We start from the raw sequence: 12,494 nt of genomic DNA on the forward strand, positions 1-12,494 counted from the left end.
CTGAAGAACAGGCTGCTCCTGCGGAAAAGCCCGAAACTGAAGAAGCCGTTGAAGCCAAGGTTCAGGAAGCCGCCCCAGCTGCAACAAATGACGCCCCCAGCGCCGATGCATCCCCTGTAGAAGCAGCCAAGGCTGAAGAAGCGCCCAAGGTCGCCAGCGTAGCAGCACAAAAACCTGCTCCCAAGAGTGCCAAGAAAAACAAGAGAAGTGGCAAAAAATAAACTGCTGACGACCATACATTGAGCAGGGCCGTCCATACTTTCTGTGTGGGCGGCCCTGCTATTTTGAATAATTTTACGGGGAGACGACTGCTGACGGCCATAAAAGAATGGATTCGATTTTATGAAACCATTTGTGCCCCGCGGGCACGACGGCTTTTCCTTTTTTAGTTTTGGCCGCACGCCCCGCAGGCGGCCAAAATGAAGGCAATTTGTAACCCTGGCAGTTCATAAATATCTGCCTGCAAAAATGAAAAGCCTCAGCATCCACCACAACTCCATATAACCGCAAACAAAAAAGAGGCCCGCACTTTTCGGTGCGGGCCTCATGATGTTCATGCAGATATGTTCAAGGAGCTATTGCTGCTTTTTATCTTTTTTCTGCTGTTGCTTGCTCGGGGCAGAAGGAGCCTTGCGAACAGGCTGGGGCTTGTTGTTCTGGGCGCGCACAACAGCTTTGGCGTCCGGGTCGCCATTTTTGGCAGCCAGGTTGTACCAGCGGTTGGCTTCACTCAGATTGCGCGGCACGCCTGTACCCTGATCATACATGAGCCCCAGGCTGTACTGGGCGGCGGGTTCATTCTGCTCGGCAGCCTTGCGGTACCAGTCCACGGCCTGATTGTAATCCTGAGGCACGCCACGGCCCTGCTCATACATAAAGCCAAGGTTATACTGGGCCTCGGCATACCCCTGCTCGGCAGCACGGGTATACCATTGCAGAGCCTTGGCCGGGTCCTGTGCGTAACCGCGCCCTTCGGCATACATGAAGGCCAGATTGTTCTGCGCCTTGGCATGATCCTGCTCGGCAGCCTTTTCAAACCAATGAGCGGCCTTGGTGTCGCTCTGGTTTTCCCCGCTGCTGTTCAGATACGTCCAGCCAAGGGAGTACTGAGCCGAAGCCAGCCCCTGATTGGCGGCGCGGCTGTACCAGTCGATGGCGGCGCTTTCGTCCTTGTTGACCCCACGGCCATAGGCATAAAGATAGCCAAGGTTATACTGGGCCATAGCAAGCCCCTGCTCCGCCGCTTTGCGGAACCAGCGGGCAGCCTCGCGATAGTTACGGGGCACGCCGTCACCGGAGACCAAAGCCGTGGCCCACGAGTTCATAGCGCTTACGTCGCCCTTCTCCGCTGCCAGACGAAAAAATTCTGCCGCCCGGGTGCGGTTTTTCTTCACGCCCTTGCCGTCGAGAATAAGACGGCCCATTACATAAAGCGCTTCGGCATTGCCGCTGTCCACAAGGGGTTTGAGCAGGCGCACGGCCTCGTCATAATCATTTTTGTTCAAGGCAGTCTGCACTTGACGCAGGCTGTCTCCATCATCGGCACAGGCCGTGCCCTGAGGCAATAACAGGGGCGAAAGGCACAGGGCCACCAATAAAACTATGGCAGATACACGAATTTGCATGTGTTACAGACTCTTCAGCGTTTGAATCCAATAATGATTTTCATTGCCCTTGACCGTTAAGGCCTGCAGGGCGCAAAAGGCGCGCCGGGCGTCCTGCACCGCAGTGCGGCTCCACCATGCGCGCGGGTCTTCCCATACTTCCAGCGCCTTGGCTGCGGCTTCCTCGGGCGAGGCAAACAGTATGCCTGCCCGGGTCAACACGTCCAGCAGGGCGTCACTTTGCGGGGTAACGGGCCATGCCTCCCGCCGCCAGAACAGAATGGTGGGCACATTGGCCACCAAAGCCTCAAGGGTGGTTGTACAGTTATGGTCCACAACCAACAGGCGGCAGGAAAGGATCTGGGGCTGCAAGGGGCCTGTAGACAGCCTCACCTGTGGCATGCGCTCCAGCAGCCAGTCCGCGTCGCGCAAGGAACCCGGCAGCGAAAAGTAGGGGCGGTACTGCGAACAGCTCTGCAAGGTACGGCCCATAGCTTCAAAGAAGCGCAGCTTGTCGCGGCGGTAACCCACCAGTTGCAGGGGCGTGGGATGGGCGTCCAGCCTGTAGCCGTAGGCAGGCATTTCCGTTCCGACCAGCAACAGATTGTACCCGTCCTGCCCGTGCCAGCGCTTTTTGATGCGGGCCAGTTGCGGATAAGGCACGGGAATGAAGTTGCCCCGGCTGCTGCCGTGCTCACTCCAGCCCCAGGTGGCAAAGGCGTGCTGTGAATACTCCACCATAGCCGTATCACAGGCGCAGCGCACCTGCCCGTAGTTGCCGCCGTGCTGCACATACATGAGCCTGTGCCCGCGCCCGCGCCAGACAGCCAGTTTTTGTCTGTACTCGGCGTCTTCATAGGACAACACGCTGGCTACACGCACCCTGGGGGCCAGCAGCCCTGTTCCCAGACTTTCCGGATGGCGCAGCAGGCGCAAGGACCGGGGCATGCCCGCCAGAAACAGGGACATAACGTCCAGACATCCCGGCAGGCCCGCGTCTATCCCTGTGGCAGCCTTGCCATAGGAAGACAGGGCTTGCGAAAAGTCATGCCCCTGACTTTTGTGCAGCAGCGACAGCGAAAACCGCAGGCTTTGCTTCCAGCTGACGCCCTTGAGTTTGGGAAAAGGCAGGCACAGCATGGCCTTGCGAGCCATATTGCGCAAACGGGTTTTACCGCTGGGGCGCTGGTCTGATCCATACTCGCGCCGCACTGGCGACAGGTATTCCCACGTCCATTTTTCAGGCCAGCCCTCATGAAAGAGCGCCTCAAAAAGACGGGAGAAAAGCCAATGGTTAAACGAATGCCCAAGAGCACCGTGCAGCGTGAAGTCCGGCTCCGTCCAAAAGGCAAAATGGCAGTCGCGTGGCAAGAGGGGCACATGAATGCATTCATCGCCCCACGCTTCGGCCATTGCCTTGACGCGGCCCCAACGCTCAACGATCTGCGAGGCCATATTTATGGCCCAGGGCGCCAGCAGGGTTTCCCAGTAGGCAGCGGGCAGGTCTTCACAGTGAGAACACAGTTCAGCGGCCAAAGGAGCTATGCTGTCTGCACACAGGGCTTGCGCGCACTTGCAGGCATGCTCCACGGCGGACACTTCAGCCAGTGGTTCAGGCGGAAAAACAAAGCGTTTGTCCCAGGAAGGAAAAAATTCTTCCTGTTCGACAAAGCACCACGGCCCGGCAGGCCGGTGCGTTTCCGGTTCCGCATCACGCGGCATACGCCCAAGAACAAGTATGCTGCTTTCCTGGTTCATAATTAGGCCTTATCGCCGCAGTCCAGGTCAGACCAGTGCAGCACCATATCTTCATCCAGGTCATGCCGTGCGCGCATGCCAATAACTTCATCATAATTGCGCGGCGAAATACCGTGGGCCGGGCGCTTCCAGGTCAGGTCGGCAGCGCTGATCACTGTTCCGGCAGGCACAGCACGGGCCGTAACCAGCGAGCGGCGGGCGTGGCGGCGGGCGGGTTCTTCTTCCGGCAAGGCCCGCAGGCTCATGTCGCCCACGCTGGCAAGAGTGCCTGCAAGGCGCTCAAAGAAGTGCCGCAGGTCGTGCTTGTCCATAGCATGATAGTGGTCATTGCCGGGCAAGGACTTGTCGTGGGAAAAATGCTTTTCCAGCACGCGCGCGCCAAGCAGGGTGGCTGTTTCAAGGATGTGCATGTCCTTGGGCAAGGTATGGTCGGAATAGCCGATGGCGTGCTGCGGGAAGTGCCGCTTGAGGGCCGGAATCATACCAAGGGCCGCATGCTCGTCTGCTGTGGGGTAGTTGAGCACGCAATGCAGCAGGGCCAGTTTGTTGCCTTTTTCTTCAATCCATTCCACCGCCTCGGCGATTTCATGCAAGTGGGCCGCACCCGTGGAAAGCAGGATAGGCTTGCCGAAATCGCACAAAATGCGGATGAAGGGCTTGTTGGTGATGTCCGACGAGGAAATTTTAAATACGTCCATAAGATCGTTGAGAAAATGGGCAGATTCAACGTCAAAGGGCGTGGACAAAAAGGCTATGCCGGACGCGTCGCAGTGTTTTTTCAGAGCTTCAAATTCGTTCTTCCAGAAAGAATCGTGCTTTTTGAACAGCTCGTACTGGCTTTTTGTCGGTTCCTTGCTGGTGTCCCAATAGGCAGGAGAATCCTTGGACGCCAGGGTGCCTGCCTTGTACGTCTGAAACTTGATGGCCTGCGCGCCGCCTTCCGCAGCTTCGTCAATAAGTCTGCGGGCAATGTCCATGCTGCCTTCGTGATTCACCCCGGCTTCGGCAATAACATAGGGAACGGGAATGCGCGTTTCTGGGGTGGGTACAGCAAATATATCCGTGAGTTTCATGCTCATTTCCTTACTAGTGAAGTTTAAGTTTTAATTGTACGCCCTTGCCGTAGAAAAGGAAAGTGCCGCAGCGCACAAGCAAACAAAACATACTGTAATAATTATAAATTTTTATATATACACCCGGGCAAAATCCTCTGCTGCGGTAACAGGCAGTGACGCCTTTGCCATTGCCGGACATATGCCTTATACTTGCCTGCTACAACGCCTTGCGGCCACCATTATCTCTACCGGACTCACCAGTCGGCTCTGGATTCAGTCATGCAAAAAACCGTAACGGGCTATTCCTGCGCACTTCTTGCCGTCATCATCTGGTCCGGCAACTTTGTGGTGGCCAGAGCCGTTGCCGGGCTTATTCCCCCCTGGCAATGCAATTTCTGGCGCTGGTTTATCGCCCTCATCATTCTGCTGCCTTTTGCCCCGAAGCACTGGGGCACTGATTGGCCCGCCATCAAGAAAAACTGGCGTGGTCTTTCCCTGCTGGCCATTCTTGGCGTCACCTTGCTTAATACGCTTATCTACAAGGCCGGGCAGACCACAGAAAGCATCAATATGGCCTTGCTGGTGCCCACGGCTCCTGTGGTCATTCTCATTCTTTCCCGCGTGCTTTACAGCGAGCCCATCTCGCCGCGCCGTATGGCGGGCGTGCTTGTGGTGCTGGCCGGAGTAGCCATACTGGTCAGCCGTGGTGACTGGGACAGGCTGGCGCACCTGCGTTTTAACGAAGGCGACCTTTGGGCCTTGGGCGGAGTTTTGTGCTTCGGTCTGTATTCCCTGTTTATCCGGCAGCGCAGCCCCGAAATTTCTCCCATAGGTTTCAGCCTGGCCACCTTCGCTCTGGGCCTGCTCTATTCCCTGCCCTTTACGGCTATTGAAGCCGTCATGCTGCCCCGGCCCCATTTATCCACACCGCTGGTTGTAAGCGTGCTTTATGCAGGCATAGGCTGTTCGGCCCTGTCTTTCTGGCTGTGGACTGTGGCCATTGACCGCATCGGCCCTGTCCGCGCCGGCATGGTCTACTACAGCCTGCCCGTATTCGCTGGCATAGCCGCCATGCTCGTTCTTGGTGAAAGCGTCGCCCCTGCGCAACTGATGGGCGGCGCGCTGGTCATCAGCGGCATCATAGTGGCTACAGTGGTGGTGCCTCACCGGCACAAGACGCATTGAATTCAGGCGGCCCCGCCGCCAAGGAGCATACATATATGAATACGAAACCCATTCGCATCGTGCTGGCCACGCATAACGCGGGCAAGGTGCGCGAGCTGGCTGATCCTCTTGCTGCCTTTGGCGTGGAAGTTCTGGGTCTGGAATCGTTTCCCGCCATCGGCGAAATTGAAGAAACTGGCGTTACCTTTGAAGAAAATGCGTGCATCAAGGCCCGTGAGGTAACCCGGCAGACAGGCCTCATAAGCATTGCTGACGACTCCGGCCTTGAAGTGGACGCCCTGAACGGCAGACCCGGCGTATATTCGGCCCGCTACTCGGACGATTGGGAAAGCCTGCCCGGCGAAAGCCGCGACGCCCGTAACATACGCAAACTTATGCACGAACTTGCTGACGTTCCAGAGGGCAAGCGCGGCTGCCGATTTGTAAGCAGCATGGCCTGCGTTCGCCCCGACGGCGCTGAAATGGTCGTGCGCGGTACCTGGGAAGGCAGCCTGCTCACAACGCCACGCGGTCAGAACGGTTTTGGCTATGACCCCGTCTTCTTTGACGCGCACATCGGCAAAAGCGCTGCGGAACTGACCAGAGATGAAAAGAACGCCCGCAGCCACCGGGGCAACGCCCTGCGCGCCCTGCTGGACAAATGGCAAAGCTTCATGAACGCATAGGCCGTATCATCTCTTCGCCCTTTTGCAAGCGTGACATCATGAATACAGACACAACGCCCGCCCAGACCGAGCAAACACAGCAAGCCGCGCAACAGGGCGGCACACCGCTGTTGCGCCTGAACAGTCTTTCCGTCACCTTTCAGACGGACGATGGCCCACTGCCCGCTGTGAGGGATGTGAGCTTCGACCTGCCCCACGGGCATATCACCTGCCTTGTGGGCGAATCGGGTTGCGGTAAAAGTCTCACTGCCAAGGCGATATTGCGCCTCACGCCGGACAACGCCCGGCTTGGCGGCAACATCCTGCTGGACGGGCAGGATATTCTGAGCCTGCCGCAGCGTGATATGAGAAACATCCGGGGCCGCCGCGTAGGCATGATCTTTCAGGAGCCCATGACCTCTCTCAATCCGGTGCTTAAGGTAGGCGAACAGGTGGCCGAGCCCCTGCGCCTGCATATGGCGATGAGCCGTAGCGAAGCCCGTAACGAGGCCATATCCCTGCTGACCGAGGTGGGCATTCCTTCGCCGGAAAGCCGCTACGACGACTATCCGCACCAGCTTTCGGGCGGCATGCGGCAGCGCGTTATGATAGCAATGGCTTTATCCTGCCGGCCCGATCTGCTGTTGGCTGACGAGCCCACCACGGCGCTGGACGCGACCATTCAGGGACAGATCTTGCGCCTTATACGCACCCGGAGCCAGGAACGCGGCATGGCCGTGCTGCTTATCACGCATGACCTGGGCGTGGCAGCCCAGATGGCCCATGCCGTGGGCGTCATGTACGCCGGAAGACTTGCGGAATATGCTCCGGCCCATAAGCTTTTCGCCCATCCGCTGCATCCCTACGCGCAAGGCCTGCTTCACGCCGCGCCCAGCGCCCGCTCCAGAGGGCTGAACCGCCTGCCGACCATTCCGGGCAGCGTGCCCTCTCTGCGCTCGATGCCTGCGGGTTGCCCTTTTCATCCCCGCTGCCCTCAGGCCATGCCTCTTTGCCATGAAAAAATGCCGCCATTCTTTGATTTGGGCGGGCAGCACAAAGTGGCCTGCTGGCTGCACGGCACGCCCGCCTGATTGTCAGAACAAACCGCAAGCGCCATTTAGACTTGCAACACGGCGCAGCCTTTTTCCTATCTGCCTTGCCGAACAGCTCAAAAAAGGAGAGCGCGCCCACCTGCCGTATTGGCTGGAATGGACGCCGCTCTCCTCTCCTTTGGGGATATGAAGCGGCTTGGCCGTGTGAACCTGAGTTGATATATCTCAAAGCCCAGGGGACGGCTGTTACGACGCTTAAAGCCTGTTCGCAACAGCTGAAGTGCGCTTGCGCCTTCACGGCTGGCGGTTGCTCACGCAACCGTCAGGGCAATGTCCGAAAACCCCCTGCTAAATCATAACTACGGGCTTGATAAGGTCCCGCGGCTTGTCCTTCATAAGCATCAGGGCTTCTTCCAGCTTGTCAAAACCGTGGAAGCGATGGGTCAGCAGAGGGGCAACATCAAGGCGGCCCACAGAAAGCATGCTTGCCAGCTTTTGCATGCGCAAGCGGCCACCAGGCATCAGGCCCCCGGCAATGGTCTTGTGGCCCATGCCACACCCCCACTCAACACGGGGGATTTTCACGTAATCCCCGGAGCCAAGGTAGTTGATGTTGCCGATGCGCCCGCCTGGCTTGAGAACCTTGATAACATCGGCAAAGGTGTCCACATCGCCGCCAGCGATGATTGCCTTGTCCACCCCTTTTCCGCCGGTAAGGCTCGCCACCTGAGAGCCCATGTCTCCCTGCCTGTAATCTATAATATCGGTCGCGCCATACCGCCGGGCGGCTTCAACGCACACGGCCCGCGACCCGACGGCGTATATTCTGCCAGCGCCGCGCAAAGTGGCCGCAGCCACGGCCATCAGACCCACAGGGCCAATACCCACCACCAGCACTGAATCACCGTACTGCACGTCGGCCAGTTCTGCGCCGTGTACACCAGTGGGCACCATATCACTCAACATGACCGCCTCGGCGGGATCCATGTCTGAAGGCAGATGGGCAAGATTGCCGTCTGCGTCATTGACGTGAAAAATATCGGCAAAAACGCCGTCCTTGAAATTGGAAAACTTCCAGCCTGCCAGCATACCGCCGGAATGCATCGAATACCCGCCCTGAGCTTCCAGCGAGTTCCAGTCCGGGGTGATGGCGGGCACAATAACCCTGTCGCCGGGTTTGAAGTCGCGAACCAGAGAACCTACTTCCACCACTTCACCCACGGCTTCGTGACCGAGAATGAGATTGTGCCTGTCGCCCAACGCCCCTTCCCATACGGTGTGCACGTCAGATGTGCAGGGGGCGACTGCCAGGGGCTGAACCAGGGCATCCAGAGGACCACACTTGGGAGCTTCCTTTTCAATCCAGCCAACGGCATTCAGATGAAGCATGGCCAAACCTTTCATAGTAGTCTCCTTTGGCATAAAGCCACGGGTTTTTCTATTGGTTGCATGCTCAATCTAGCCTCCATTGAACCCAATGCCAAGTTATTTTTTTCACATTTATTTTTAGCTTATATTTCAATATATTAAATAAATTCATAAGTGATTTATATAGAATTTTTTGGCAGTTTGTTGCCAGCTCCTCGACAACGTATAATATCAATCAGCCTATTTTAAAGCCTTATTGGTATTAATAATCAAATGACAATAATTGTTGCCATTTTTTGTATAGACAATGCAATAAATAGTTCCGATGTCTATTACACTTCCGTATTATATAGAATAACATTATATAAATATTATCTTGCATAAAATCTTTTTTATGTAATGATAGTTATTCATACTGGAGCATACTCTTTCTTGATGTGATTTTTTATCATCACATTCAAGTTACCATAAAATATAGATACAAAAGTATTCTAAGGTGGATAGTTGAATGAAACTTAGCACTAAAATGGTTTTATCCTTCTGTGGGATCATTCTTATCATGCTTACCCTATCCGGGGTTTCCATGAAGAATCTGTCTGATATCAATGACAATATTGAAGCCGTGGACAAATCGTGGCTGCCCTCAGTCATTGTCATTCAGAGTATGAACCAGCAGCTGTTCTCAGTGCGAGCTGACCTTTTGGCCATGATGCTGCACGACGGGCCGGAAGAAATAAAGTATTACCGGGATCGCATTGATGAAGTCATCAAGGGACTGAGAGAAAACGGAGAGAAATACAAAGCCTTGATGACCTCGCATGACAGCACCAGAGCAGTCAAAGACACCGCGATCTTTGAAGAAATACTTACATCGCTGCGCACTATTTCCGTCATCCGCGGCAGAATCGTTGAAATGGTTGTCAATCGCAGTCATACCCAGGCTCTCACCATTTACGACGATGAATACCGTCCTCTTTTCCGCAAGCTCATGGCCCTGTTTGATGAAATAGTGGCGTTGAACGTCAGCGGCAGCGGCGCGGCGAGCCATCAGGCCTCTACCATCGCCGAAACATCGCGCATGGCAAGTATTCTTCTGACTTTGGCCGCGATGCTTATCAGCGTTATTCTTGTTGCCACCCTTACCCGGTCCGTCAACAAACAACTGGGCAAGGACCCTGGCGAGCTGGATATTATTGCCAGACGTGTGGCTGAGGGCGACTACAATGTGGATGACGGCAAAGCCAAAACAGGCGTATACGCCTCGCTTGTAGTTATGGTTGACGCACTGCGGCAGCATATTGAAAACGCCCAGCGCGAATCCGCCAATGCCCAGGAGCAGTCGCAAAGGGCAACCGAGGCCATGCAGCAAGCCGAAGCCGCCAGCCTTGAAGCCAGAAAAAAAACTGAGGCCATGCTTCAGGCGGCAGAAAAGCTTGAGCAGGTCGCACAAATAGTGAGTGCAGCCTCGACCCAGCTTTCAGCGCAAATCGAACAATCTGACCACGGCACAATGGAAACTTCTCAGCGGCTTGCCGAAGCAGCCACGGCCATGAACGAAATGAACGCCACTGTGCAGGAAGTGGCCCGCAACGCCGGGCACGCTTCAACAGCCTCAGCCGATACGCGGCAAAGAGCCCAGGAAGGCGCAGCAGTGGTAAGCCGTTCGCTGGACAGCATCAATCATGTGCATCAGAGTTCCCTGCGCCTCAAGGAAGACATGGTTCTTCTCAACTCGCACGCTCAGGACATCAGCCGTATCATGGGCGTCATTTCAGACATTGCCGACCAGACTAACCTGCTGGCCCTCAATGCCGCCATTGAGGCCGCACGCGCCGGGGATGCCGGGCGTGGATTTGCTGTGGTGGCCGATGAGGTGCGCAAGCTGGCTGAAAAGACTATGGCCTCCACTCATGATGTTGGAGCAGTCATCAGCGCCATACAGAAGAGCACTACAACCAGTATGGAATCAGTGGACAAGGCCGTTCAGGAAGTTGACCTTGCTGCGGAATTTGCCAACCAGTCGGGCGCGGCCCTTGAGATTATCGTGTCCACGGTGGATGCAACGGCAGATCAGGTAAACGCCATTGCAGCAGCCAGCGAAGAACAGTCTGCCGCCAGCGAAGAGATCAACCATACCATTGCGCAGATCAACGAGATGTCGCAACAGACGGCGCAGGCGATGGAGGAAGCTTCCAGAGCCGTGGCCGACCTGGCAGCCCAGGCCCACAGCCTGACAGATCTTATCAGCGACATGAAAAGATAACCGCGCTGTCATACAACTGCGCAAAGAAAAACGGCATGAAGCTCTTTCATGCCGTTTTTCTTTGCCATCGCGGTACACGCCCGATTCAGGAGCGTGTCAGGGGCGAATAACCTTGTCCGCCAGATCAAGGCTGGTCACGATATCCAGCATGTTGGATGTTTCACCCACCGCCTTGGCTTCCAGAAGGCCGTAATGCCCAAGACAAGCGCCGCACACAAGTATGGAAACGCCTTGCTGTGCAAGTTTTTGCAACGATTCCAGCGCAGGGCCGGGCCGGGCCGTCAACTTTACGCCCCCGTTGACGAGCACCAGACGCCACAGGCGGCCGCCCAGTTCCGGCAGCGTGGCCAAAAAGTTTTCCATAAGCTTCGTGCCCAGCGTATCGTCGCCGCGGCCCAGAGTTTCGGTAGTTATCAACACAAGGGTGCGCAGATCCTGCCCGGGTTCTTTCTGCTCTTCGGGCGCAGCCGCCACGCTGGCGTCAGCATCGCGGGCAGCACGAATACGCCACTTCTGCGGGCCCTCTGCGGCTGCGCTCAGGGTGTAGCCACGGCTTTGAAGAAAACGCTGCACATTTTCCAGAGCGGGTTCGTTATCAACCAGAACCTCAAAACATTCCAAACCGTTGCCTACCGCAGACCGGCAACGTATGACAGGTTGAGGGCAGGCAAGCCCCAGACAATCAAGAAGTTCCATAATTTCAACCTCTTTTATGCTAAGTGGATTTATTTACATTTCCTGCTGTTAAGCGTAATTATAATAGTGCCGATAGGCAAGTAAACCAAGGCAGGTAACTATGGGCATTCTGCTGCAAATTATCATTCTGTGTACCCTCGGCGGCCTTGCCGCCATAAGCGATATCCGGGGCATGCAGTGGGCGCTGCTGGCTGTGGCAGCTCTGTGCGCTCTGGCCGACGCGGCCTTTTGGCTGGGTCACAGAAACAAGGTCAAAAAACTGCGTGAGCGCAGTGATGCCCTTTTTGCTGAAGACAGCCCTGCACGCCAGGGCGACGAAGTGCAGCGGGCCGAATACTGCTTTACCCATTTGCACGATGCAGAAAAAAGCATGGCTGAAAAAACTGTTGTTATTGAAGAATTGCACGCCAAGGTAGAAAGCCTGCAGGCAAGACTTGCAACGGTTGAAGAAGAAAAAAAGGCCATGCACAACAAATCTGAACGCGGGGCTATGGTTTTGCACAAGGCGCATACCGTGTGCAACAACCTGTCCACAGAGGTGCGTGAACTGGCGACGCTGGTGGGCGAGGTCAACAAGGGCGTTGAAGTGCAGCGCGACCACCTCACCGACACCAGCGGGGCTATGGAAAGAGTTTCCCAGGCCGCGCTGGAATCCTCTGCCAGAGTTCATGACCTGTCGGAGAGCGCCCAGAACTCCAGCGCCAATGCCGCCACAGGCGAACGGGAAGTGGAAGGCGCTCTTTCTTCCATTGAAAGCCTCAAGGACACTATCGTCCAGCTCAAAGAAGCGATGGCTGCGCTTGGCACCAAGGCCAGCAACATCGGGCAGGTCATGTCGGTAATCAATGAGGTCGCCGACCAGACCAACC

Annotated in this window: 9 protein-coding genes and 2 pseudogenes; 6 read left to right on the plus strand and 5 right to left on the minus strand. The window is 56.0% G+C overall.

The window, feature by feature from the left end; genetic code table 11:
• A pseudogene (locus QM579_RS10440) lies at positions 1-221 on the plus strand (hypothetical protein); the annotation flags it as partial.
• Between the two features lie 354 nt (positions 222-575).
• Here QM579_RS10440 and QM579_RS10445 read toward each other — a convergent pair.
• Genes QM579_RS10445 through QM579_RS10455 form a run of 3 tightly spaced genes read right to left on the minus strand, consistent with a single transcriptional unit; the run spans position 576 to position 4,435 of the window.
• Entirely contained in the window at positions 576-1,625 is a 1,050-nt protein-coding gene (locus QM579_RS10445) for an SEL1-like repeat protein (protein ID WP_414999094.1), read from the minus strand.
• A gap of 3 nt (positions 1,626-1,628) precedes the next feature.
• The gene (locus QM579_RS10450) at positions 1,629-3,362 is read right to left on the minus strand and encodes an LIC12162 family transferase (RefSeq protein WP_414999095.1); all 1,734 of its coding nucleotides are present in this window, start codon (positions 3,360-3,362) and stop codon (positions 1,629-1,631) included.
• Positions 3,363-3,364: 2 nt separating this feature from the next.
• Positions 3,365-4,435, minus strand: coding sequence for an N-acetylneuraminate synthase family protein (locus QM579_RS10455; protein WP_414999096.1), 1,071 nt, complete (start codon positions 4,433-4,435; stop codon positions 3,365-3,367).
• Positions 4,436-4,696: 261 nt separating this feature from the next.
• On the opposite strand from QM579_RS10455, the gene QM579_RS10460 reads away from it, so the two are divergent.
• Genes QM579_RS10460 through QM579_RS10470 form a run of 3 tightly spaced genes read left to right on the plus strand, consistent with a single transcriptional unit; the run spans position 4,697 to position 7,337 of the window.
• Positions 4,697-5,602 carry a DMT family transporter gene (locus QM579_RS10460; RefSeq protein WP_414999097.1) on the plus strand — a complete coding sequence of 302 codons (906 nt, stop codon included), beginning with the start codon at positions 4,697-4,699 and terminating at the stop codon, positions 5,600-5,602.
• Between the two features lie 35 nt (positions 5,603-5,637).
• Complete coding sequence (gene rdgB, locus QM579_RS10465) at positions 5,638-6,267, plus strand: RdgB/HAM1 family non-canonical purine NTP pyrophosphatase (RefSeq protein WP_414999098.1); 630 nt, start codon at positions 5,638-5,640, stop codon at positions 6,265-6,267.
• 38 nt (positions 6,268-6,305) lie between these two features.
• A complete protein-coding gene (locus QM579_RS10470; RefSeq protein WP_414999099.1) occupies positions 6,306-7,337 on the plus strand; it encodes an ABC transporter ATP-binding protein in 1,032 nt (343 codons plus the stop codon).
• Between the two features lie 309 nt (positions 7,338-7,646).
• Here the strand turns inward: QM579_RS10470 and QM579_RS10475 are convergent, their stop codons facing one another.
• Positions 7,647-8,702, minus strand: coding sequence for an NAD(P)-dependent alcohol dehydrogenase (locus QM579_RS10475; protein WP_414999100.1), 1,056 nt, complete (start codon positions 8,700-8,702; stop codon positions 7,647-7,649).
• A 472-nt stretch (positions 8,703-9,174) separates the two neighbouring features.
• Here QM579_RS10475 and QM579_RS10480 point away from each other — a divergent pair, with 472 nt between their 5' ends.
• Entirely contained in the window at positions 9,175-10,929 is a 1,755-nt protein-coding gene (locus QM579_RS10480) for a methyl-accepting chemotaxis protein (protein ID WP_414999101.1), read from the plus strand.
• Between the two features lie 96 nt (positions 10,930-11,025).
• Here QM579_RS10480 and yedF read toward each other — a convergent pair whose 3' ends face one another.
• Positions 11,026-11,625, minus strand: a complete 600-nt coding sequence (gene yedF, locus QM579_RS10485; protein WP_414999102.1) for a sulfurtransferase-like selenium metabolism protein YedF — start codon at positions 11,623-11,625, stop codon at positions 11,026-11,028.
• 100 nt (positions 11,626-11,725) lie between these two features.
• Between yedF and QM579_RS10490 the strand changes: the two are divergent.
• A pseudogene (locus tag QM579_RS10490) lies at positions 11,726-12,494 on the plus strand (chemotaxis protein); the annotation flags it as partial.

Origin of the sequence: Desulfovibrio sp. (assembly GCF_047607245.1) — a bacterium.
Lineage (GTDB): Bacteria > Desulfobacterota > Desulfovibrionia > Desulfovibrionales > Desulfovibrionaceae > Desulfovibrio.

Bases quoted from the DNA above. Each gene is read 5' to 3' on its own strand.
- QM579_RS10445 (WP_414999094.1), bottom strand. From the start codon at position 1,625: ATGCAAATTCGTGTATCTGCCATAGTTTTATTGGTGGCCCTGTGCCTT.
- QM579_RS10450 (WP_414999095.1), bottom strand. From the start codon at position 3,362: ATGAACCAGGAAAGCAGCATACTTGTTCTTGGGCGTATGCCGCGTGAT.
- QM579_RS10455 (WP_414999096.1), bottom strand. From the start codon at position 4,435: ATGAAACTCACGGATATATTTGCTGTACCCACCCCAGAAACGCGCATT.
- QM579_RS10460 (WP_414999097.1), top strand. From the start codon at position 4,697: ATGCAAAAAACCGTAACGGGCTATTCCTGCGCACTTCTTGCCGTCATC.
- rdgB (WP_414999098.1), top strand. From the start codon at position 5,638: ATGAATACGAAACCCATTCGCATCGTGCTGGCCACGCATAACGCGGGC.
- QM579_RS10470 (WP_414999099.1), top strand. From the start codon at position 6,306: ATGAATACAGACACAACGCCCGCCCAGACCGAGCAAACACAGCAAGCC.
- QM579_RS10475 (WP_414999100.1), bottom strand. From the start codon at position 8,702: ATGAAAGGTTTGGCCATGCTTCATCTGAATGCCGTTGGCTGGATTGAA.
- QM579_RS10480 (WP_414999101.1), top strand. From the start codon at position 9,175: ATGAAACTTAGCACTAAAATGGTTTTATCCTTCTGTGGGATCATTCTT.
- yedF (WP_414999102.1), bottom strand. From the start codon at position 11,625: ATGGAACTTCTTGATTGTCTGGGGCTTGCCTGCCCTCAACCTGTCATA.